We start from the raw sequence: 20,933 nt of genomic DNA on the forward strand, positions 1-20,933 counted from the left end.
GGGCCCATCCCGGGCAAACCGCCCCTGGCGAACCTGCCCCGGCGGGCCTGCCCCGGTCAGTCCACCCAGGGCAACCTGACCCGCGCAGCGAAACCCATAGGGCCGCCGCCGGTCGACCCACCCCGGTAAGCCAGACCCGGTTAGCCCCCCGGCCAGCTGACCGAATCGGCCTACCCCGGGCAACCTGCCCCGGCCAAGTCCGCTCCAGCAGACCTGACTCAAGCGACCAAACCCGCGGGCCGCCCCCGGTCGACCCACCCCGCCCAGCCAGACCCGGTGGCGACCCCCGGTCGACCGACCCGACCGACCTGACCCGGCCGGCCTGCCCCAGCAAGCCCGACTCGGGCAGCCAAACCCAGGGCCCCCTCCGGGTCGGCCTACCCAGAGCCGCCAGCCCCGGGTTGTGCCCCCCGGTCGCTGCCGCGATCGGCCTGACCCGGGCAACCCTGACCCGGGCAACCCTGACCCGGGCAAGTCCGCTCCAGCAAGCCTGACTCGAGCGACCAAACCCGCGGACCGCCCCGGGCGACTTACCCCGCCCGGCCACACCCGGGTGGCGGCCCCGAGTCGGCTGACCGATCGGCCTGACCTGGCCGGCCTGACCCGGATCACCTGACCAGGTCGGCCTGCCCCAGCAAGCCCGACTCGGGCAGCCAAACCCAGGGAGCCGCCCCGGTCGCCCTAACCCGGCCGACCAGACCTGGGGGACCGTTCCCGGGGGACCCGATCCAAGGGCCCTGCCCCAGCGAGCCTGCCCCGCCAAGCCCAGCCGGCCTGACCCGGGGAATCGGATTCGGTGTCCTCCCGCCCCTGCCAGCAGGACCGGACAGTCAGGCCCAAGCAACCTGCCCTGGCTGGCCGGGCCACCCAGCCAAGCCCCGACGGCCCGGCAACCCGCCCCGAACGGGCCACCCCCGGCTGACCTCCCCCAGCGAGCCTCCCCCGAGCGGCCAGCCCAAGGCGCAACCCACCCCGACAGTCGGCCCCGGGCAATCAGACCCAAGTAGCCAGCCTCACTCCACCTGACCCAGGCGGGCCACACCTAGACAGCCGGGGACACTCTCCGACCCGGGCGACCCAATGGGCAGACCACACCCGGTCCGCAGGCCGGCCCAACCCGGCCACCCAGCCAGACCCCAACAACCAAGTCCCGCCCCGCCCAGCGGACCCACCCCGCCGGGCACACCTGACCGACCAAGCCACCCCACCCCGGGCCGGCCGGCTCAAGCGACGCAGAACTCGTTCCCCTCAGGGTCCTGCAGCACCACCGCGTAGTGCGTCTCCAACTCGTCCAGCACGCGCAGCACACTCGCCCCCGCCCCGGTCAGCCGCTCCACCGTTTCGTCGACCCGCCGCGTCCGCAGCTCCATCGGAACCCCGCGCCCACCGCTGACCTTGAGATCCAGATGCACCCGGTTCTTGCCGGCCTTGGGCTCCGGAACCTGCTGGAACCACACCCGGGGCCCCCGCCCGGACGGATCCACGATCGATTCCGGTACCTCCCCCACCCCATCGGGCAGTTCCTCCGCGGGTACCCCCATGCCCTCCCAGTACGCGCGCCAGGTCGCGTGCCCGTCCGGCGCCGGCTCCAGCAGGTAGCCCAGCGCTTGGGTCCAGAACGTCACCATCACCTTCGGATCGGCGCAGTCGATGGTCAGTTGCAACGTGGTCTCCATGGCCTCAGCCTCGCAATCCGCACTGACAACAGAAGGTGCGGTCGGCCACGGCACACCGAACCACTGGAATGCGCAGGCCGAGAGCGCGCCCGCGGGGCAAGCGTCATGACCGAACTGATCGCCTTCCCCCTGGTGGGGACCGTGGGGCTGTATGTACACCGTCGCCACATCGCTGCGCCGGGAAAAGCGCCGCCGCCCGGAGCCGGCGGAGGGACGCCTGATCGAGCTGGAGCGCACCGAGCAACTGCGCAAGGACCGGACCACCTACAACTCCAACTCGGTCCACAACAACCCATTCCCCACCAGGCTCTGATTCCAGACCACGGCGCCGCCCCCGGAACGACCGGGCGCGGCGCCGTTGCCATGCCCGCCGCCACCACGACGGCCGGTCCCGCCGCCGAAACGGGCCCGGGGCGAGAGCCGGGGCCGAACTCGAACTAGATGATTGATTCCAAGGCTTCAGTGGTCGTAGACGGTCAGTGATCGGATGACCGGTCCACCGGTCTTGTGGTTGTGCCATATCGCGGCGGTCAGGGCGAGGAGTCGCTGTAGGACGCGCACGGTGACCCCGGCGGGTGTGCGGCCGCCGTGCCGTTCGAGGTCGAGTTGTCCCTTGAGGGTCTGGTTGACCGACTCGATCAGCTGGCGCAGTGGCTTGAACAGTTCGGCTCCGGCCCGCTCGGGTTCACCCTTGCGGGCCGGCCGCAGCAGCCGGACCCCCAGGTCGGCGAGGTCCCTCTCGAAGGCACGGCCGTAGTAGTTCCTGTCCGCCAGCAGCGTCGGTGGTGGCCGGTTGGCGAGCAGTCCCGGTTCTACCTGGAAGATGTCCAGCAGCACTTCGCGTTCGACGGCTTTGGCTCCGGTCAGCGCGAAGGCAATGGGCAGGCCGTGCAGAGTGCAGACCAGGTGCAGGCGCAGGCCCCAGAAGAACCGTGAGTGGCTGGCGCAGTAGCCGTACTCGGCCCATCCGGCCAGGTCAGAGCGTTTCGCGGTCTCGCGGGAGCGTCCGCACTCCACCGGTGTGGAGTCCACGATCCACACGTCATCGCCCCACAGGGCGGTGTCGGTGGCCAGCTCACGCAGGACCTGCCTGACCAGGCCCGACGCCCGCCGCAGCCGCTTGTTCCAGCCCGGCTGCTGCGGCAGGTACGGGAAGAGATGCCGCAGGTGAGCACGGGCATGGCGCAGCCAGCGGGCCTCGGAGACGAAGCCCAGCAGGGCCTGCATCACCGCCAGGGTGACCAGTTCCGCATCGCTGAGCTTCGGCTCCAGACCCACCCGCGGCCGCCACGGAGCAAGATGCGGCGAAGCCTTCAAAAGGTCATCGACCCGCACGTACAGTGCAGTTGCGAGGGTGTCTATCTCGGTCGTCACAAACTGAGAGTGGGCACCCTCGCGTCCGTTCAGCTACCCCTTGGAATCAATCATCTAGAGCCGGGGACAGAGCCGGGACCGGGACCGGGACATTAGCCCCACCCCCACCCAACCCCACCCCGGATCCCAACTCCCCCCACCCCAAGGCCTGTCACCCACCTCGCCATGACATGCTCATGCCTTCAAACTGTCACCTTGCGCCCACCCCCACGAAACCCGGCGCGGCCAGCATGGCCACGCCCCACAGCGCACCCACCCGCCCACCCCCATCCCCCACCCCCACCCAGGAGCCCCTCATGCCCTCCAAGCACCCCTCCACGCCCTCCGTCTACGCGCGTCGACTCGGCGCGCTCGCCTCCATACTCGCGGTGGCCTCCCTGACCACCCTCCTCACCGCCCCCACCGCCGCCGCCTCCCCTCCCACCCCCATCAGCGCCGCGGCCGCCCGCTCCTACCTCGCGACCGTCACCCCGAAGACCGAAGGCTCCACCACCGGTTACAGCCGTGACCTCTTCCCCCACTGGAGCACCGTCTCCGGTACCTGTAACACCCGCGAGACCGTCCTCAAGCGCGACGGTTCGGGCGTGGTCCAGGACTCCGCCTGCGCGGCCGTCAGCGGCAGTTGGTACTCCGAGTACGACGGCGCCACCTGGACGGCCGCCTCCGACCTCGACATCGACCACGTCGTCGCCCTCGCCGAGGCCTGGCGTTCCGGCGCCAACTCCTGGACCACCACCAAGCGCCAGCAGTTCGCCAACGACCTCACCCGCCCGCAGCTCATCGCGGTCACCGACAACGTGAACCAGTCGAAGGGCGACCTCGACCCGGGCAAGTGGCTGCCGCCGCGCACCGCCTACCGCTGCACCTACGCGCGCATGTGGGTCGGGGTCAAGCAGTACTGGGCCCTGAGCATGGACTCGACGGAGAAGACGGCCCTGGTCAACATCCTCAACGCCTGCTGACACCCACACGCACCCCACACGCACCTCGCCCCCACCCACCCGCTCTCCACCCCACCCCACCCCTGGCCAAGGATCTTTCCCCCGCCAGGGGGAGGTGGACCACCCCCTCCCCGTCGTACGGTGATCAAACGGCAACGTCTGATGAAGGAGGGGGAGTTGCATGGGGGCATTGCGCCTGGGACCGCTGCTGCGCCACGTCGACTGGGACGCGGGCGACTCCGCCACGCTATGGATCGAGGCGGACCGCCCGTGCACCGCCGAGGTCCGCTGCGCCGACGGCTCCGGCGGCAGCGTCCACACCTTCCAGATAGCCGGCCACCACTACGCCCTGATCACCGTCACCGGCCTCACCCCGGACTCCACCACGGCCTACGAGGTCCTCCTCGACGGACTCAAGGTCTGGCCCCTGCCCGACAGCCAGTTCCCGCCGAGCACCATCACCACCCCTCCCGCGGGCAGGCCGGGCTCCACGACCGCTCCCGACCTCCGCCTGACCTTCGGCTCCTGCCGCCAGGCCGCCCCGCCGGCCGACCGGCGCGGACCGCACGGCCCCGACGCGCTCGACACCCTCGCCGCCGATCTCGCCGCCGACCCGGAGGCGGTGCGGCCCGACGTCCTGCTCCTCCTCGGCGACCAGGTGTACGCGGACCAGCTCTCCCGCTCCACCCGCCAGTGGCTGGCGGCCCGGCGGGACCTCCGCGAGGCCCCCGGCGCCCAGGTCGCGGACTTCGAGGAGTACACCCGGCTCTACTACGAGTCCTGGCTCGACCCGGAGATCCGCTGGCTCCTGTCCACCGTCCCGAGCCTGCACATGTTCGACGACCACGACGTCATCGACGACTGGAACACCAGCGCCGCGTGGCTGGCGGAGATGCGCGCCACCCCGTGGTGGCAGGAGCGGGTGGTCAGCGGCCTGATGTCGTACTGGGTGTACCAGCACCTCGGCAACCTCTCCCCCGCCGAGCTGGCGGCCGACCCCGTGTTGGAGGCGGTCCGGGCCACCCCCGACGGCACCGACGCGCTACGGGCCTTCGCCACCTCGGCGGACGCCGACCCGGCCAAGGTGCGCTGGAGCTACCGCCGCGACTTCGGCCGGTCCCGGCTGCTGATGGTGGACACCCGGGCCGCCCGGCTGCTCGCCGAGGACGGGCGGGCCATGCTCGACCCGGCGGAGCGGCAGTGGCTCCGCGAGAACGCCCTGGCCGGACACGGGGGTTACGACCACCTCCTCATCGGCTCGTCACTGCCCTGGCTGATGCCTCCGCTCGTACACGACGCGGAGGTGTGGAATGCCGCCCTGTGCCGCGGGGAGCGGGGCCCGAGGTGGGCCCGTATCGGGGAGAACCTGCGCCGGCGGAGCGACCTTGAGCACTGGGCGGCGTTCCCGGCCTCGTTCGCCATGCTCAGCGACCTGATCGAGGAGGTGGGCACGGGCCCGCGGGCGCCGGCGACGGTCTGCGTGCTCTCGGGGGACGTGCACCACGCGTACGTGGCCGAACCCCGAATACCCAGCACGGCCCAGGTGTTCCAGCTCACCTGTTCCCCGGTCCACAACTCCATCCACACCGCCGTGAAATGGGGCTTCCGGCTGGGCTGGTCGCGGACGGGCCGCTGGTTGGGCCGGGGCTTCTCCCGGCACGGCCGGACGGGCCGGCCCCCGCTGAGTTGGCGGCGTACGGGCGGCCCGTGGTTCGGCAACCAGCTCATGACGCTCGCGCTGTCGGGGCGCTCCGCGCGGCTGAGCCTGGACCAGGCACGCAAGGGCCCCCGCTTGGTGACGGTCCTGGACCGTGACCTCACACCTCCCCTCTGACGCGCGGCGGGGCGACCCGTCACGCCGGAGCACAGCCCCGGGCGCCCGGCCCGTGGACGCCCGGCGTACGCTGTTCCGCTGTCAGCCGCCCCTGCCGCTCCCCGCGACGTCGCGGCGCCTCACGCCGAGGCACGTCAACCGGACTGGGGAGTCCCGTTTTGCTTGAGACTCTGGGCTCGCTGACTTCGAGCCCATGGATCTACGCCCTCGTGGCGCTGTCCATCCTGCTCGACGTGTTCCTGCCGGTGCTGCCCAGCGGGGTTCTGGTGGTCACGGCTGCTGCTGCCGCCGCGGCGGCAGCCGGTGCCGCGGGACCCGTGCCCGTGCAGTCCCAGGTGCCGGACATCCTGGCGCTGCTGGTGACGGCCGTCACCGCCTCGGTACTGGGCGACATGGCCGCGTACCGGCTGGCCAGGCGGGGCGGTGCCCGTCTCGACCGGGCCATCGCCCGTTCCCGCCGGCTCACCCGGGCCCACGAGCGCCTCGGCACCGCCCTCGCGCGCGGCGGCGGCGCCCTGGTGGTGGTCGCCCGCTTCGCCCCGGCCGGCCGCTCGGTGGTCTCCCTCGGCGCGGGCAAGACCCACCGCAAGGTCAGGGACTTCCTGCCCTGGTCGGTCCTGGCCGCCATCGCCTGGGCCGGCTACAGCGTCGCCCTCGGCTACTTCGGCACCCAGTGGCTGGGCACCACCTGGCTCGGCACGGCGATCTCCCTGATCGCCCTCTTCGCAGCGGGCTCCCTGGCAGCCTTCGTAGTCCGCCGCCCCGCCCCACCCGCCGCCACCTAACCCCCCACCCACGCCCGGCCGCCCTCCCCCACCAACCCGCACCGCCTCCCTCGAACACCCCTCACCGGCCGCACACCGACTCCCCTCCGGCCCCACACCCCGGGTCCAACCCGCGCACCTCCGGCCCACGCCCTCACACCCCGAGCCGACCCCCAACCCGCGCACCCGGCCCTCCGGCAGCCAGCCCCAGACTCCGGCGCGCTCCCCAGCCACGGCTCGGGTTCGGGCTCGGTCCCAGCTACGGCTACGTCTCGCTCCCCAGCTACGGCTCCGGGTCGGGCTCGGGCTCGGTCCCAGCTACGGCTACGTCTCGCTCCCCAGCTTTGGCTACGGCTCCGGCCCCGGCTACGGCCCCGGCTCCGGCCCCGGCCCCGGCCCCGGCTCCGGCTCCGAAGCAGCCTCGCCCCAAGACTTCGGGGCGCCAGCCCCGCCCCAACTCCGATTGCCCAACCCAGGCTGCGGGGCCCTGAACCCTGTCCCGGTTCGGCCGCCTGGCTCAGGCCCCCCGGTGGTCCAACCTCCGCCCCCGGTCCCACACACGCTCCGCTCCGGGTACCTGACCCGGGCACTGGCGCCCAAAGCTCCGCCTCGGCCCCTGCACCCCCTGCTCCCGCCCCCGCCGCCCCTGCCCCTGCCCCTGCCCCTGCCCCGATAAAGCGCCCCGGGCACGGAGGCCCGCGGCCGAGCCCGGGGCCAGACCCGGACCCCATCCCCACCCAAGCCACTCACGCCGCCCGGTCCATCCCGCCTCCCCCGGGCGGAGCAGTGGCTCACCCGTTCACCCGGCAGCGATCGCCGGGGCCGCGCCGGGCTCCTAGCGTCCAGAGAACGGTGCGCACTCGAATCCGCGCCGCGACGTTCCCGGAGCCCGAGGAGTCCTCTCCATGCCCGCCACCCCCCACAGCCCCCGCCGGTACCGCCCCCTCCCCCGCCTGCTGGCCGTCGCCGCCGCGACCGTCGCCTTCGCCGCAGCCGCTCCACCGACCGTCGCCCAGGCCCAGCCCTCCGGGAGCGTCTCCCCGACCAACGTCGCCCCCGGGGGCCGGGTCAGCCTCAACGTCACCGGCTGCGGCACACGCACCGGCAAGGCCACCTCCCGCGCCTTCGGCGACGTCTGGCTGACCCCCGGGAACGCCGAGGCGACCAACCTCTTCGGCTCCGCCATCACCTCCCGGAACATCAGCGCCGGCTCACATCCCGTCACCTTCGAGTGCGGCGGCCCCGGCGGCGAACGCGTCACCGTGGCGCTGAACATCACCCCGGGCGCCGCCCGCGGTGGGCTCGGCGGCAGCGTCGGCTCCATGAGCCCGGGCCAGATCGCCATCGGCGGCGCCCTCGTGGCCAGTGCACTGGGCGCCGGAGCCTGGATCCTGCGCCGCCGCACGGGCCACGCCTCCTGAGCCGACCCGGCCCGACGTCCCCGCGCACCCACCCACCCGTCCACGCACCCGCACACCCACCCGCCCCGAACCCGCGCTCCCCTCCCCACCACGGGAGTGGCCGATGGTCCCGCCCCACTCGGGACTTTCCCCACTCCCGCCCGGAGCCCCCTCCCCCAAGGCACAGTCCACGCACCGCTGCCCCCGAGGAGCCCGCCATGGGCCGGAGCCCGCGCCCCGTGATCGCCGCCGTCGACGGTTCCGCGAACAGCACCCGGGCCCTGGAATGAGCCATCTCCCAAGCCCTGACGGCCGGAGCCACGCTGCGCATCGTGCACGCCCGCCTCTCCATGAACGGCATCGGCGCGGCCCTGGCCGGGGGCTTCAACGAGCCGGGCCTTGACGACGACCCCGTACTGGGCGAGGACGCCCAGCCGCGCACCTGCGTCCGTACGCCGACCGGTTCCCGGAGGTGGAGATCGAGCAGGTGTCGGCGCCCGGCGACGCGGCCGGTCACCTGGTGGCCGTCTCCCAGGCCGCGGACCTGCTCGTCATCGGCCGCCACCGCAAGCGCCCGCTCTCCCCCCGCCTGGGCTCCGTCACCAACGCGGTACTGCTCCACACCGGCTGCCCCGTCGCGGTGGTCCCCCTGGAAGAGAACGCCGTCCCGGCAGCCGCCTGACCCCGCGCCCGACCCTCCGCCCACCCTGCCCTCACCCGGCCACGGCAGCCCCCGCCCCCCTGACGTGAATCCCCTCGAGCAGCTCCCTCGTAGCCTCCGCGACCGCGTCGACGGCGGCTACGAACACCTCCTGGTTGTGCGCGGCCGGCACCCTGAAACCGGACACCTTCCGCACGTACTGCAAGGCGGCGGCCCTGATCTCCTCCTCGGTCGCCTTCTCCGGAATCGCGGGCGGACGCAACGTCTTAATCGATCGGCACATACCCCCACTATCCCGCTCCACGAACGCCCCGTCACCGCCCCACACACCCACCCGAACCACCCCAGCCCGAACCCACGCGAAAGCCCCCCGCCGTGAACGGCAGGGGGCTTCTCGCTGGTGGACCCCAGCTCGGAGTTGCCGGGCTCAACCCGACTCTGCGTCGCCGGTGAGCTCCCACGCGGCCCGGTCGTCACCGACGGCTTCCGTCGATGTCGGCCATGGAGGGCAAAGGCCGCTCACCACCAGGCCCACTTCTTCTTCCGCGGCTCCCGCATCTTGGCTTGAGCTTCCTTGGCCTCTACCTGCGCGTTTCCCTGTCGAGTCCAGCGCCCCTGGTGCTTGGCGCACTGGCCGCTCCCGACGATCGCCTTGTTCCGGCACCGCCCTCCGCGCTTGGTCACCGCGCCGCACCTCGGTTGCGTCACCCCGCTCCCTCCCGCTCACCCGACATGAGCACCCCTTGCACCGTGCCGGAAGCTCCGAGGAGCAGGAAGGGCGCACAGCAACGCGCTGGGAGCTCAGAGGGGCTCGGCCGGCTACCGCAGAGGGCAATCAGCGCCCAGACGGTAGGAGGCAGCGGCTGTGCCCGCACGAAGGGAGTCTGGCTCAACTTCCGTAGCTGGTGCACGCTGAGCAACCTCGGTCCGCCTACCCGAAGGCCTTGAGGATCATCTACGTAGAGCCAGTCGCAGTCTTAGCCTGTTGCGAAACAGGCTTAGGTCAGACCTCGGTCTCGATGAGTTCTAAGTGACGGGTTCTTCGGCTTCGGCATGTGGCCACGGACGCCGGGCTGCGGGTCATTCGGTTGCATGACGCGCGGCATGGGACGGCGACGGTGGTGACCGCTGCCGGCGTTCCGCCCCGGGTCGTCATGGAGTCCTCGGGCAGTCGCAGATCGCCGTCACCATGAACGTCTACGCGCACGTCGTGCAGGGCACACGGCGCGAAGCGGGCGGCGCTCCCAGTCCGCTCCCATTGAAGTCAGATCTGGATGCAAAAGACCCCCCGCCGTGATCGGCGGGGGGTCTTTTGGCTGGTGGGCGCGGACGGTTTCGAACCGCCGACATCTGCTTTGTAAGCTCCCCCAGTTATGAGGATGACCTCGGGCAACCTGCTCTCCCACCTTCCAACCCTCACATCCTGATCATTTGCGTGTCGCCGTCGTGCGTAACCGTTGCCGTCAAGAGTTGCCGTCAAGGATGTGACCACCCACGCGCATCGCCAACGCCCCCGGCCCCATGTACGGCAGTCGACAAGCGCCTGAAGGCCCCGGCGGGACGCCTCCTGCAAGGACCGACCCCAGGACCTGGGCGGGCTGGGCGCGTACAAGGATCAGCGGCGCGCCTGGCGCGTCCTCAACGACGACGAAACGGCGCCGGACGAAGGCGACTCTAGATAGCAGTTCATAAAGAATCCACAGGCTCTGCTGAATACTTTCTGCCAACTCGAAACCAACACCCCAGAAGCCTTATCCACTTCGCAGGAAACACCAGCCTCTCGCCGAAAGAAGCGATTGAAGCTGACCGACATCCCGAGAGTTCACAATGTCACCGGCGGCACACCGCGGTGCGAGATGACCTTACATGCAATCCAATCATGGTCACCACGACCAGATTGAATAGAGAAGGACCGAAAAGTAACCAGCCCCAAAGATGATAGGCATCATCTGTTCTGCAGTCGTCAACCGAAGATATCTCCCTTTCTTCCCTGATCTCACATAAGCCCCCCACTCCCCTTTGGAGTAGACTCGGGCAGGGAGTTTCTCTTCAAGTATTTCGATGACCGAGTATTTAGCCTTGCTTAGCATTCGGTACGAACGGAGAGTGTGAAACCAAGTGAAGCACTGACCCATTAGGATTAGGCTGGCGATCAATGGAACGACTTCGCTCTGTCGCGCGAAGTCCCTCATTACGACAGTGCCGAATGCGCCGATTGCGGCGAGATTTACCGCCAGGAAGAATGAGTTAGTCAAAGCTCGTCGAGCACTCACCCTATCCGCCATCTCGACGTAAACTTTGTACTGCTCAAGCAGGTAGTGATGGAATTGTTGCTGATGGAGCGGAGAAGGGTTTTCGGCGACCCAATCAGCGCTCCAGACAGCATTGCGCAGTTCTTCGAGTTCGTCCGGCATGAGATGCCTTTCAGGTCGCCGTGTTGGCCACATCCCCCGTGGGCGGCTATTCCACATCTAGGATATCCAGGAAGTTTTGGTATGCCGGGTGAATCTGGTACCGCATCTCCCTCTTAGTCTTGCGGTAGAGATTGCGCGCGAGCACCTTAGCCTTGCGAAGGTCGTCAGCTCTGTCTGGGTACGCAAACTCCTCTTCCCGCACCTCAATACCCAAGAATGAAATCTGCAATAGCCCTTCAAGACACTCTTCCACCGCCTTTGCGTCAGCGTCACCCAAGACGCTTCCAATTAGTTCAAGCACTGACGATCGACGGATTACCCTTTCGCTCCCCGTGAACTCATAGATGACGTCCACCAGACCCTTTATAGTCGGCCCGTATTCGACTATTAGGGCATCCAGGGCAAATTTGCTGTAGCTCTTTTCCGCCTCGCGAATATCAGCTTCTTCAACCACCGAGTGTCGCGCATTGGCCGCGTTCAGAACTGCAGCCTTACAGAAGAAGACGAGGTCGCGAGGGCGCGGCAGGATCACGCTGAGAATGTGTTCAAGAGTTGACCTACCATCGACTTCCTCACAGAAGAAGCGCTGCCACAGCTCATCAGGCGACGTTCCGGCCGGCCGCGAGGCCACGTACCTCTCTTCCATCACGCGCTTCAATAGTTCTGGCTGAGTCCAGTCGATTCGCTTAGTGTTGATCTTGTCGGGCTCCCGCGCCTCCTTAATGACTTCGTCGTAAATGTCCGAGCGGAGGAATACACTGACCGTCACGTTCACGGAACGCAGGCGATTATTCTCCTTCTGGAAATCCTCGGCGATGCGACCTACCGTCCCTAGCAGGCCAACAAGAAGAAAGGCTTGAGACTGGAGTTGAGCTGACCGTGTCCACGCGCTATCAAGATTGTCCACAAGCAGCGCGACTCGATGGCGATCGCGTAGGGCCTCTCCCAAAAGCCGCCTAAGGTTTCCTACGACATCCCCATGCAAAGCCTGGGTGATGCGCTCTCTCTGCTTCTGAAGCGACTGGCCGCGAGGTGTGGAATCGGTTCGAGAATCCTCGATCACTTTCTCTAGGCGAACCGAAAACTCGTCACTGATGCCCTTTTGGTTGAGGTAGTCACGAAGGGTTGCTATAGGGGTGCCAGGAGCAATACCCGCCGGCAACCGCTCCGCTGCCGAAACGGCAGACAAGGCGATTTCAGAGTAAAGCAGGAACCTCCAAAAGCTCTCGACAAGGAAGGCCTGGTTCCCGTCTCCTAGTGACTGCAATACACTGACGAGGCCATCCATGTCGTAATTTGTGGGGCGGATTAGGCAAACGAGATTCCTCCTGTCGTTCCTGAGTGTTTGTGACGCCCGAATCATGTTTGCGGACTTACCCATACCCTTGCGTCCGACAAATACCACACTATTTTCGCGCAGCACGGCCTCGTATTCAGCAGTCTCAACGAAGTATTCGTCGAGTGTATCTGCCTCGTTTTCCGCTACGTACTCTCCGAACTTTAGGTTCTTGAGTTCGGCGGTCAGTGCAACTTTCGGAGGGCTAGTAGCCGCAGGTGTGAAATTCTCCCGATTCCACACCTCGAACGCATTCTTTGTCCAGAGCTTGAGATGTTCCGACAGCTTCTTCTTGTTGTGGTACCTATAGAGGATGTCTTTGTAGTCGACCGGTCCACGGTACTCTTCATCTACAACAATCATCAGAGGGCGATTTAGCCCTCTAGCCAAGCCTGCAATAAACGCTGTGCGCGCATTGTGTAGCCTGTTGCGATCGTGGTCTTCGCCAGACATTTGCAACAGTGTGGCTGTCGATGAGTAGACGGCATTCACATACCAGCCCAGGGGCGCAGACCCTTGCTCTGCAGGATCTGCGGTCGTCACTTTCGTCCCGAGGTCTTTTTCCCGGCCCATAATTCTGCGAAGATTTCGCTCTGCTTCGGAAGTGTGATAAGTGGGAACATAAAAGAGAGTGTTGGGGGCATGAGCGTCTAGCGTCTGGGAGACGTCGTCCCAGAGCGTCCTTTCACTTGCGGCTGCGAGGCCTGTCAGGAACCTTCCAGCAAGTTCAGGTCCTGTCTCGTAGAAGATGCAGCCGATCGTGGAGAATACATCGAAGGCACGCCAAAGGGGCAGCGATTCTTTCGTCTTTCGGAATGACAGCACCACATGCTTCTGCTGGCTGAATGCGTAGCCGACTTCAAAGAGCACGTTCTGACTCAGGGTGGTGACGTCGAACAGACAGATCGTGCTGTCGTCGATTGCTTTGAGGACGGTCTCGATAATCAAGCGACCGGTTGCTGGAGTGTCTTCCCAAGTTTGGGTTTCGGCGATCCCGCTCTTATTGATCGTACTCGCTGCATGGAGGATTTCTTGAGAAACTTCCTGAGGGTTCTTTGAGTACCCAAGGAATACCTTGTGCTTCATGCCCACCCCGTCTCCCCGCAGTGTTCCGTGCGGGTTGCAGCCTGCGCGTCGGTGAGCAGATTTTACGCACTGGACACAGGGTTCGGGCGGTTTTCGGAATCTGTGACCAGCCCCGCGCGATATGGCAAAGTTGGGCACAGATGACTGGCTACAGAGAGTATCGATCTCGCGACTACAAGTGATTTCTACCGCCTGGGCTGCGCGCCTTCTCCCATGCCGTCTGCCATCGACCCCGGCAGAGCCGAGCAGGCCCGACACGGCACCCGTTCCACGAGGTGCGGGTCGACGGCACACGGGATGAGAGTTGGGTAGCTGATGGGCTCCGGGCTCGGTGCGCGACCCAACTCGTCCGAGATCCAGTCAACGCCCTTCAGTGGCAGCTCGCCCGCCCCACCCGACGTCCAGGGCTCCCGGTGGGGCAGCTAGACGCAGAAGCCACCCACCCGTCTGCCGGATTTCTCCGGCGTGCGGTGACGTTGCCGGCAAAAACTGCCGTCAACTACTAGCGGACATAGGAGACGACGAGCAGCACGACCGCGGCGACACCGAACCAAAGGGGTATGCCGGTCTTCGTGTACCGCCCTCGATTGTCCCTGGGCTGCGGTGGTCGGCGTCTAGCCATCCAGCCTCCTCAGAACCGTCGGCCGCTCTGATCGACTCGCAGTCCGTGCGGGCCGCCGACACCGTGCCGAAGGAGACCAGCGGTTACGACGCGGGCAAGAAGACCAAGGGCCGCAAGCGGTTCATCGTCACCGACACCCTCGGCCTGCTGCTGGCCGTGCACGTCGTTGCAGCGAGTGTCCAGGACCGGGACGGCGCCAAGCGGCCATTGCTGTGGACCCGCCTGGACCACCCGACGGTACGGCTGATCTGGGCAGACCAGGGATTCGCCGGCCGCCTCGTGGTCTGGGCCCAGGAGATCCTCGGCCGCACCGTGGAGATCGTCCGTAAACAGCCCGGACAGCGCGGCTTCCAGGTCCAGCCCAAGCGGTGGGCGGTAGAGCGTACGTTCAGCTGGATCACCATGCGCCGGCGCCTGGCCTGCGACTACGAACGCAGCCCGGCCCACTCCGAAACCATGATCCGCTGGGCCATGACCGACGTCATACTGCGACGGCTCACACGCGGCAGGCCCGTCGTCCGGACCGGACGACGACCACTGCAACGCATCCGCTGACAGATCTCAAACGCGGTCTCAGGCAGCCCCGTACGCACCGCGGCAGCCGACTCGTCGCCCCACTGGCTCGCCAGCGATACAGAACGGGCGGCCCCTCCCGACGGCTCGAACCTGGCCGACGTCCTCAAGGCCTACCGGGCACTCCACAAGCTCAAGCAGCAGGATCTTGCCGACCTGCTCGGCTACGACCAGTCCTACGTCTCGCTGCTCGAACGCGGCAAGCGCAGCATCCGAGACATGGACGAGCTCCGCAGGCTAGCCCGTGCGCTGGCGCTCCCGGAGGATGAGCTCGGCTTACTCCCGTCGGCGGAGGCTGTAGTCGCGGTCGCGGTCCCGGCCGGCGACCCCACCAGGGAGGGGCCACTCGCCGCGGTGGACGACCAACGGCGCTGGCGCATGACCCGCCGCGAGCTCAATCGCCACCGGGCGGATCTCACGAAGGCTGCAGCCCGGCTGTACCCGGACCTCTCCCGCGCTGGCAACAGTCCGGTGCTCACCCGCGAATCTTGGATGTGGCCCGCACCGGTCGACTTCGCAGACATCGAGCTGGCCTGGCTCACCCAGACCAGCCCACCGGAAATCACTGGGCAGGAGAAGGAATCTGAGGGCGTCCGACCTCTCGCCCCTCAAGGCACCAAGTTCGATCGCTACACCCAGGCGATCCGGATGATCGACCGCCCGTCCCTGTTCGTCAATCGACCGAGTTTCCGCCTGCTCGATGTTGCTCAGGCTGAGGGCCAGCCGAAGCTGTCCTTCGGCTACACGACCTACTTCGACATGGCTGACGTCTGCGAAGGCGTGGCGCACGAGCTAGCGAGCGCCTGGCTGAAGACCGGCAGTGATCCGGGATGGATCAGCGATCCGAGCTGGGCGGAACTTCCCTTCCGGAGCTTGGTCGGAGATCCCTTCGACCTCGGCCACAGGGCGTTGCTGCCGTCCATCGACACCCTGACCATTCGGCTCGGCCCGGAAGGTGCTTCGTTCCCGCTCCACCACCGTTCCGCGAGCAACGTCGCGTTGGCCGGCGGGAACTACCACGTCATGCCAGCCGGGGTCTTCCAGCCTTCGTCCGTCATGCCCTGGGACCAGTCAAACGACTTCAACCTCTGGCGCAACGTGCTCCGGGAGTACGCGGAGGAGTTCCTCGGGGACCCCGAGGCCGACGGCAGCAGCGGCGAGCCGATCGACTACGACTCCACCGAACCGTTCCGGACCCTCAACCATGCCCGTCGTGAGGGCAAGGTGCGCCCGTACTGCTTCGGGATCGGTCTAGACCCGCTCACGCTGGCCGGCGAGATCCTCAGCGTGGTGGTCATCGACTCCGACGTGTACGACTCCGTCTTCTCCAGCATGGTGTCCCGGAATTCCGAGGGCACGGTCATCGCTGGACGGCCTGGCGACAGGAGTGCCGGGGTCGAGTTCACCGAGGCCAACATCCGACGTCTACTGGACAACGAACCCCTGGCGTCCGCTGCCGCCGCGTGCCTAGACCTGGCGTGGCAGCACCGCGGGCTCATTTTGGGATGAGAGGCAGATCAGTGCGCGTACTTGTTACCGGCGCCTACGGATTCGTGGGCAACGCGGTTGTACGACGGCTCGCCGAGGCAGGCCACGAACCTGTGGCGCTCACGCATCGGCCGGCCGGTAGCCCCCGTCCGGAGCTGCCGGTTTCCCAGGTCTTCCACGGCGACATCCGGGACGAGGCGGCCCTGAGGGCAGCTCTCGACGGTGTCCAGGGCGTCTGCCACCTCGCAGCTCTGACCCGAGTCCGCGAGTCCTTCGAGCGACCGGCGGAGTACCAGGCCGTCAACGCTGGCGGCACGGTGGCACTGCTCGATGCGCTGTCTGCTACCTCGGCAGGATCGGAAACCCCTACGGTCATCCTTGGCTCGACTGCGGCCGTCTACGGAGCGCCCGAGCAGCAGCCCATCGGCGAGGACACCGTGCCCGCTCCGAGCAATCCCTACGGGACGTCGAAGCTGGCCGCAGACGAAGCCCTCCGGGCCCGAGCAGAGGCCGGAGGGGTCAAGGCCGTGAGCCTGAGGTGCTTCAACATCTCGGGCGCCGTCAGCGGCGTAGGGGACACGGATGAGAGCCGCATCATTCCGAAGGCGGTCGCCGTGGCTGCCGGCCGCTACCCGCACCTAGAAATGAACGGCGACGGGGACGCAGTCCGGGACTTCGTGCACGTAGATGACCTAGCGCGGGCCTATGTATTGGCCCTTGAGGCTGATGTCTCGGCCGCCTACCGGATCTACAACGTCGGTGCCACAGCAGCCAGCATGGGGGAGATCGTCGCCACGGTGGAGCGGGTATCCGGCAGGGATGTGCCTGTAGTGCACCGCGCACCTCAGCCCGAACCACCGCGGCTGGTGGCCGACATCTCCCGGATCACAACTGATCTCGGTTGGAAGCCCGAGCGGTCCAGCCTTAAGCAGCTGATCGGCGACGCATGGTCGGCCGTGTCCGACGGCAGCCGCTAAGACTTCCCCAAGCGGTCCTTGACTCTCTCCGGCAGGTTGGCGAACGCCACATGCCAGCGCTCAAGGGCCGCTTCGCTGCTCGCTGCGCCGGTTCCGACCTTGCTCAACGCCTCGCGCAGAGCTGCTTCAACCTCCACGCCTGCTTGCAGAAGCGGCAAGGCCCAATCTGCGGCGCCGCGCGAGTGATCCGAGAGCCGCGGCGGAAACTGGGCGAAGACCCCCTTGCCCTGGTGCCCGACTACGTACCCCTCCGCTCGCAGCAGGGACACGGCATTCTTCACCACGGTGCTTGATGCACCGGAGCTGCTGATCAGGTCCTGCGCCGAAGGCAGCGCGGAACCGTCGGGCAGGTCGCCGCTTCGGATGCGTTCCCGCAGGTCGTCGGCCAGCTGAAGGTATGCCGGCTGCCCTCGAAACTCGGTCATCGGGGTGCTCCTCCGCTCGCAGGTGTTGCACCTAGTACACCAGTCTCCCTGGATCCATTCCCTCCAGACCTCGGTCGAGCCACTTGCCAACATGGTGCACTAGGTGCACCATGTTGTTCGGAGGGCAGCGAGCGAGCGGCAGGCCTCATATGACAAGCCGTCATTCGATTCCGGAGCTCTGCCCGGACAGGCTTGCCACAAGCAACGAGGCCACCGGAAACGGCGGCTCAGTCGCTGACAACCAACTCATGAGGGGCCTTCTTTGGGCTGCTCCGAGTGCCCGCAGTACCTCTTGGCGTCCGGCGTGTCCCGTTCTTACGGGAGCCCTTCGGGGTTACCGCGCTCGTCGGAAGAGTCACCGGCTTCATCTTGAGAACTGAAGAGTGATCGTGCGGGGCTGACGCGAGTCGGCGGTCGCGGTAGGTGCCTAGGGCGAGGGTCCGGGGGCAAACCGCCGTGATGGACACCGGCTCCCCCTATGCGCCTGGCAGGCGCCACCCGGACTTGGGTGTGGGGAGGTACAGCGTGGCCCCAACGCACGTGGCGGCAAGAGTGAGACCGCCCCCGCGACGACCGGGTGATGTCGTCGGCGGCACGCCACCCTGCACCGATTCGCGCAGGCGGCCTGCTGGCGTCAGAGCAGTGACGATGACGCACCGATCAAGGCTCGGGCCCTCCGCTGCGGCAACGGCGGTGGCGAAGCCTTCCCTCACCCGCATCCTCCACGGAGGCAGCAGTGATCCGCTAAGACCCTGGGCCCCGCCCGCACTGGACCGGTGCGGGCAGGAGCGCCCCTCGCGTCGTTCGACCCTCCGCCGCACTGATGGTGCGGCGGCCGTCTGCCTCCTCCGCCCGTCCGGCTCCCTTCTGGGGTGTCGTACGGGCGGGGTGGTGGGGAGCCGGAACCCCCGCTCCTGCCCAAAGGAGTTGCTGTGAACGTAGAGATCGTCTCGTTCGGCTACCTGCACGCGGCGCCGCCCGCGGCTCACCTCACGCTCGACCTGCGCAGCCACTTCCGGGACCCGCACGTGTCGCCGGAGCTGCGGTACCTGACCGCCGAGGACGAGCCCGTGCGCGACGCAGTGCTCGCCACCCCCGGAATCATGCCGCTCATCACCGCGACCCTGCTCGCCGTCGACGCGTTCGCGGCCGGGCCCGGCGGTGGCGATCTCGTCATCGCCATGGGGTGCCAGGGCGGGCGGCACCGCGCCGCGACCGTCGCCCGGACCCTGTCCCTCCTGCTCACGGGCGGCGGACACACGGTCACGCTCCACCACCGCGACCTGCACAAGCCCGTCGTCAACCGCTGAACCCCCCAACGCAGTGCGGCCCCCAGCGCTGGAACGCCGGAGGCCGCTGAGTCCTGTTCCTCCTCAGAAGGAGCAAACCCATGAAGCCCATCGTCGCACTTCACGACGTTGTTACCCCGTGGTCCGATGGTCTGGAGCCGTCGGACGCGGAGCTGGACGCGATCGAGCGTGAGATGCCGCTGATCCTGGCGGAGGTCGACCTGCTCGACGCGCTGATCTCGCAGCTCGACCGGCCGGCGTCCGAGTTCGACGCCCGCCGGATCCGCCGGGCCCGCAACCGGGTCCTGACGGCCCGGCGGGACGCGACCAACCGCACCGCCAACACGAGCATGCCGGGGGACGCGGCATGAACCGCAAGGCCAAGGCCGCGCTCGTCCTCGCCCTGGTCGTCGTAGTCGCCATGGCCTTCCGCGTCTCCTGGAACGCCCTGCGGGACGTGGCCAGGGCAATCGGCGCGGACGACACGGCGGCCACGCTGTACCCGTTCGTGGTCGACGGACTGATGGCCCTCGCGCTCGTGGCCGCGCTCGTCCTGACCGACGAGGACCGCAAATTCGCCCTGCGGGTCCTCGCCGCCTACACAGGCGCGTCGCTGGTCCTGAACTACGTCCATGGGCTCGTGCCGGCGCTCCACTCGACCGAGGTCGAGTGGATGCGGCTGGCCGAGTGGAACCCCGCGAACTATGCCCTGGTGCTCCTGGCCACGTCGCTGCCGGTCGGGTCGATCTACTTCGGCTCCGACCTCGTCGCCAAGGTCCTCCATCACCGCCCGCAGCCACGGGACGCTCAGCCGTACGGGGTGCGTGCGGAGGAGCCCGTACGGGTCCCGCACACCCCCGACACGGTCGAGATCGACCGCCCTGACACCGAGATCCCGCAAACCCCTCATCTCTCCGCACGAGACGCGTTGCCGCAGCTCACCGCCCATGCAGATGGTGTGCGGGCAGCAGATCCGCACACCCCGCACATCGTCCCCGCACAGCCCACACCCCCTGGCGGGGATCCGGTGCTGGAGGACGTGTACGAGGAGGCCGAACTGGAGCGGCTGCGACAGGAAGCCCGCCGCACGTACGCCGAATCCGTACAGGCCGCACGCCCCCTGTCCGCCCGTGCGCTCGGTGAGGCGTACGGCATGAGCGAGTCCTGGGGCCGCAAGCAGATCCTCGCCACCCGCGAGGGCGAGCACCACCCACTCACCACCGGGGCGATGGCATGACGGCCCCGGAGAATCTCAAGGCGTTCAGCTTCGGTGGTGGCTGGCAGTCCATGGCCGCCATGGTCCTCGCCGCGACCGGTGAGATCGACTACCGGACGTTCCTGATGGCCAACGTCGGGGACGACTCCGAGAACCCCGGCACCATGGCCTACCTCGACCACTACGCCCGCCCCTACGCCGAAGAGCACGGCCTGGAGCTGGTCCTCCTGGACCGGGTCATGGTCCGCTCCAAGGAGACCCGCACCCTGTACGGGGAACTCACCCGCGAGGGCTCGAAGTCCTTGAAGATCCCGGTCCGGATGAGCAACGGAGCCCCCGGCACCCGCTCCTGCACCGCCGACTACAAAATCAAGGTCATCGGCCGGGAGCTGAAACGACGCGGCGCCACCAAGGACCAGCCGGCCACGGTCGGGATCGGCATCAGCCTCGATGAGATCGGCCGCGCGAACAAGCGCCGCTGCGAGCCGTACGAGCAGATCGAGTACCCGCTGCTGGAACGCGGGATTCGCCGCATCGACTGCGCCCGCATCATCCGCTCCGCCGGCCTGCCGGTTCCCCCGAAGTCGTCGTGCTGGTTCTGCCCATTCCACCGGCCCGAGGCCTGGCACGACATGCGCCGCGAACAGCCCGAACTCTTCGAGAAGGCCTGCCAGCTTGAAGACCTCCTCAACCAGCGCCGCGACGCGCTCGGCAAGGACCACGTCTACCTGACCCGCTTCGGCCGGCCCTTGCGGGCCGCAATCCCCGACGGCGTAGACACCCTCCCCTTCGACGACACCGACCCCGGATGCGACTCCGGCTGGTGCATGACCTGAGCCCGACGTCCCTGAACCACT

At 67.8% G+C, this 20,933-nt stretch carries 18 protein-coding genes and 3 pseudogenes; 15 read left to right on the top strand and 6 right to left on the bottom strand.

Annotated features, from left to right (window positions below):
* Window positions 1-1,223 precede the first annotated feature (1,223 nt).
* A complete protein-coding gene (locus AC3IYI_RS12165) occupies window positions 1,224-1,676 on the bottom strand; it encodes a VOC family protein (protein WP_489410194.1) in 453 nt (150 codons plus the stop codon).
* Between the two features lie 151 nt (window positions 1,677-1,827).
* Here AC3IYI_RS12165 and AC3IYI_RS12170 point away from each other — a divergent pair, with 151 nt between their 5' ends.
* Window positions 1,828-1,989 carry a hypothetical protein gene (locus AC3IYI_RS12170; protein ID WP_489410195.1) on the top strand — a complete coding sequence of 54 codons (162 nt, stop codon included), beginning with the start codon at window positions 1,828-1,830 and terminating at the stop codon, window positions 1,987-1,989.
* A 146-nt stretch (window positions 1,990-2,135) separates the two neighbouring features.
* Here the strand turns inward: AC3IYI_RS12170 and AC3IYI_RS12175 are convergent, their stop codons facing one another.
* Window positions 2,136-3,050 carry an IS982 family transposase gene (locus AC3IYI_RS12175; RefSeq protein ID WP_489408433.1) on the bottom strand — a complete coding sequence of 305 codons (915 nt, stop codon included), beginning with the start codon at window positions 3,048-3,050 and terminating at the stop codon, window positions 2,136-2,138.
* 296 nt (window positions 3,051-3,346) lie between these two features.
* On the opposite strand from AC3IYI_RS12175, the gene AC3IYI_RS12180 reads away from it, so the two are divergent.
* From AC3IYI_RS12180 to AC3IYI_RS12200, 5 genes are all read left to right on the top strand, one after another.
* Window positions 3,347-4,012: an HNH endonuclease family protein gene (locus AC3IYI_RS12180; RefSeq protein WP_489410196.1), complete on the top strand. Its 666-nt coding sequence runs from the start codon at window positions 3,347-3,349 to the stop codon at window positions 4,010-4,012.
* 160 nt (window positions 4,013-4,172) lie between these two features.
* Window positions 4,173-5,825 carry an alkaline phosphatase D family protein gene (locus tag AC3IYI_RS12185; protein WP_489410197.1) on the top strand — a complete coding sequence of 551 codons (1,653 nt, stop codon included), beginning with the start codon at window positions 4,173-4,175 and terminating at the stop codon, window positions 5,823-5,825.
* 158 nt (window positions 5,826-5,983) lie between these two features.
* Window positions 5,984-6,610 carry a DedA family protein gene (locus tag AC3IYI_RS12190; RefSeq protein WP_489410198.1) on the top strand — a complete coding sequence of 209 codons (627 nt, stop codon included), beginning with the start codon at window positions 5,984-5,986 and terminating at the stop codon, window positions 6,608-6,610.
* Between the two features lie 884 nt (window positions 6,611-7,494).
* Window positions 7,495-8,010: a hypothetical protein gene (locus AC3IYI_RS12195; protein WP_489410199.1), complete on the top strand. Its 516-nt coding sequence runs from the start codon at window positions 7,495-7,497 to the stop codon at window positions 8,008-8,010.
* Window positions 8,011-8,461: 451 nt separating this feature from the next.
* Complete coding sequence (locus AC3IYI_RS12200; protein WP_489410200.1) at window positions 8,462-8,671, top strand: universal stress protein; 210 nt, start codon at window positions 8,462-8,464, stop codon at window positions 8,669-8,671.
* Window positions 8,672-8,702: 31 nt separating this feature from the next.
* Here the strand turns inward: AC3IYI_RS12200 and AC3IYI_RS12205 are convergent, their stop codons facing one another.
* A complete protein-coding gene (locus AC3IYI_RS12205; protein ID WP_489410201.1) occupies window positions 8,703-8,933 on the bottom strand; it encodes a DUF2277 family protein in 231 nt (76 codons plus the stop codon).
* Between the two features lie 772 nt (window positions 8,934-9,705).
* Between AC3IYI_RS12205 and AC3IYI_RS12210 the strand changes: the two are divergent.
* Window positions 9,706-9,947, top strand: a pseudogene (locus AC3IYI_RS12210) (tyrosine-type recombinase/integrase); the annotation flags it as partial.
* Between the two features lie 586 nt (window positions 9,948-10,533).
* Here AC3IYI_RS12210 and AC3IYI_RS12215 read toward each other — a convergent pair.
* Both AC3IYI_RS12215 and AC3IYI_RS12220 read right to left on the bottom strand, forming a co-directional pair.
* Window positions 10,534-11,064 (bottom strand): RipA family octameric membrane protein, encoded by a 531-nt coding sequence (locus AC3IYI_RS12215; protein WP_489410202.1) that lies wholly within the window; start codon window positions 11,062-11,064, stop codon window positions 10,534-10,536.
* A gap of 46 nt (window positions 11,065-11,110) precedes the next feature.
* Window positions 11,111-13,486, bottom strand: a complete 2,376-nt coding sequence (locus tag AC3IYI_RS12220) for a P-loop ATPase, Sll1717 family (RefSeq protein WP_489410203.1) — start codon at window positions 13,484-13,486, stop codon at window positions 11,111-11,113.
* A gap of 634 nt (window positions 13,487-14,120) precedes the next feature.
* Here AC3IYI_RS12220 and AC3IYI_RS12225 point away from each other — a divergent pair.
* The 4 genes and pseudogenes from AC3IYI_RS12225 to AC3IYI_RS12240 all read left to right on the top strand — a co-directional run.
* Window positions 14,121-14,663 (top strand): annotated as a pseudogene (locus tag AC3IYI_RS12225) (transposase); the annotation flags it as partial.
* Window positions 14,664-14,774: 111 nt separating this feature from the next.
* Window positions 14,775-14,894: pseudogene (locus AC3IYI_RS12230) on the top strand (helix-turn-helix transcriptional regulator); the annotation flags it as partial.
* A 6-nt stretch (window positions 14,895-14,900) separates the two neighbouring features.
* On the top strand, window positions 14,901-16,190 hold the full coding sequence (locus AC3IYI_RS12235) for a helix-turn-helix domain-containing protein (RefSeq protein WP_489410204.1): 1,290 nt from the start codon (window positions 14,901-14,903) through the stop codon (window positions 16,188-16,190).
* An 11-nt stretch (window positions 16,191-16,201) separates the two neighbouring features.
* Complete coding sequence (locus AC3IYI_RS12240; protein ID WP_489410205.1) at window positions 16,202-17,146, top strand: NAD-dependent epimerase/dehydratase family protein; 945 nt, start codon at window positions 16,202-16,204, stop codon at window positions 17,144-17,146.
* Here the strand turns inward: AC3IYI_RS12240 and AC3IYI_RS12245 are convergent.
* Window positions 17,143-17,571, bottom strand: coding sequence for a winged helix-turn-helix domain-containing protein (locus AC3IYI_RS12245; protein ID WP_489410206.1), 429 nt, complete (start codon window positions 17,569-17,571; stop codon window positions 17,143-17,145). The two genes, AC3IYI_RS12240 and AC3IYI_RS12245, sit on opposite strands and share 4 nt — an antisense overlap.
* Window positions 17,572-18,503: 932 nt before the next feature.
* On the opposite strand from AC3IYI_RS12245, the gene AC3IYI_RS12250 reads away from it, so the two are divergent.
* The 4 genes from AC3IYI_RS12250 to AC3IYI_RS12265 all read left to right on the top strand — a co-directional run bounded on the left by AC3IYI_RS12250 (window position 18,504) and on the right by AC3IYI_RS12265 (window position 20,912).
* Complete coding sequence (locus AC3IYI_RS12250) at window positions 18,504-18,881, top strand: RapZ C-terminal domain-containing protein (protein ID WP_489410207.1); 378 nt, start codon at window positions 18,504-18,506, stop codon at window positions 18,879-18,881.
* An 80-nt stretch (window positions 18,882-18,961) separates the two neighbouring features.
* A complete protein-coding gene (locus tag AC3IYI_RS12255) occupies window positions 18,962-19,231 on the top strand; it encodes a DUF6284 family protein (RefSeq protein ID WP_489410208.1) in 270 nt (89 codons plus the stop codon).
* Window positions 19,228-20,097, top strand: coding sequence for a DUF2637 domain-containing protein (locus AC3IYI_RS12260; protein WP_489410209.1), 870 nt, complete (start codon window positions 19,228-19,230; stop codon window positions 20,095-20,097). Before AC3IYI_RS12255 ends, AC3IYI_RS12260 begins: the two co-directional genes overlap by 4 nt.
* Complete coding sequence (locus AC3IYI_RS12265) at window positions 20,094-20,912, top strand: phosphoadenosine phosphosulfate reductase (protein ID WP_489410210.1); 819 nt, start codon at window positions 20,094-20,096, stop codon at window positions 20,910-20,912. Before AC3IYI_RS12260 ends, AC3IYI_RS12265 begins: the two co-directional genes overlap by 4 nt.
* Window positions 20,913-20,933: the final 21 nt, after the last annotated feature.

It is taken from the genome of Streptomyces sp. GL_148 (assembly GCF_057834205.1).

What these genes read in the sequence shown, in the direction of transcription:
- AC3IYI_RS12165 (WP_489410194.1), bottom strand. Translation starts at nt 1,676, where the DNA reads ATGGAGACCACGTTGCAACTGACCATCGACTGCGCCGATCCGAAGGTG.
- AC3IYI_RS12170 (WP_489410195.1), top strand. Translation starts at nt 1,828, where the DNA reads ATGTACACCGTCGCCACATCGCTGCGCCGGGAAAAGCGCCGCCGCCCG.
- AC3IYI_RS12180 (WP_489410196.1), top strand. Translation starts at nt 3,347, where the DNA reads ATGCCCTCCAAGCACCCCTCCACGCCCTCCGTCTACGCGCGTCGACTC.
- AC3IYI_RS12185 (WP_489410197.1), top strand. Translation starts at nt 4,173, where the DNA reads ATGGGGGCATTGCGCCTGGGACCGCTGCTGCGCCACGTCGACTGGGAC.
- AC3IYI_RS12195 (WP_489410199.1), top strand. Translation starts at nt 7,495, where the DNA reads ATGCCCGCCACCCCCCACAGCCCCCGCCGGTACCGCCCCCTCCCCCGC.
- AC3IYI_RS12205 (WP_489410201.1), bottom strand. Translation starts at nt 8,933, where the DNA reads ATGTGCCGATCGATTAAGACGTTGCGTCCGCCCGCGATTCCGGAGAAG.
- AC3IYI_RS12215 (WP_489410202.1), bottom strand. Translation starts at nt 11,064, where the DNA reads ATGCCGGACGAACTCGAAGAACTGCGCAATGCTGTCTGGAGCGCTGAT.
- AC3IYI_RS12220 (WP_489410203.1), bottom strand. Translation starts at nt 13,486, where the DNA reads ATGAAGCACAAGGTATTCCTTGGGTACTCAAAGAACCCTCAGGAAGTT.
- AC3IYI_RS12235 (WP_489410204.1), top strand. Translation starts at nt 14,901, where the DNA reads ATGGACGAGCTCCGCAGGCTAGCCCGTGCGCTGGCGCTCCCGGAGGAT.
- AC3IYI_RS12245 (WP_489410206.1), bottom strand. Translation starts at nt 17,571, where the DNA reads ATGACCGAGTTTCGAGGGCAGCCGGCATACCTTCAGCTGGCCGACGAC.
- AC3IYI_RS12255 (WP_489410208.1), top strand. Translation starts at nt 18,962, where the DNA reads ATGAAGCCCATCGTCGCACTTCACGACGTTGTTACCCCGTGGTCCGAT.
- AC3IYI_RS12260 (WP_489410209.1), top strand. Translation starts at nt 19,228, where the DNA reads ATGAACCGCAAGGCCAAGGCCGCGCTCGTCCTCGCCCTGGTCGTCGTA.
- AC3IYI_RS12265 (WP_489410210.1), top strand. Translation starts at nt 20,094, where the DNA reads ATGACGGCCCCGGAGAATCTCAAGGCGTTCAGCTTCGGTGGTGGCTGG.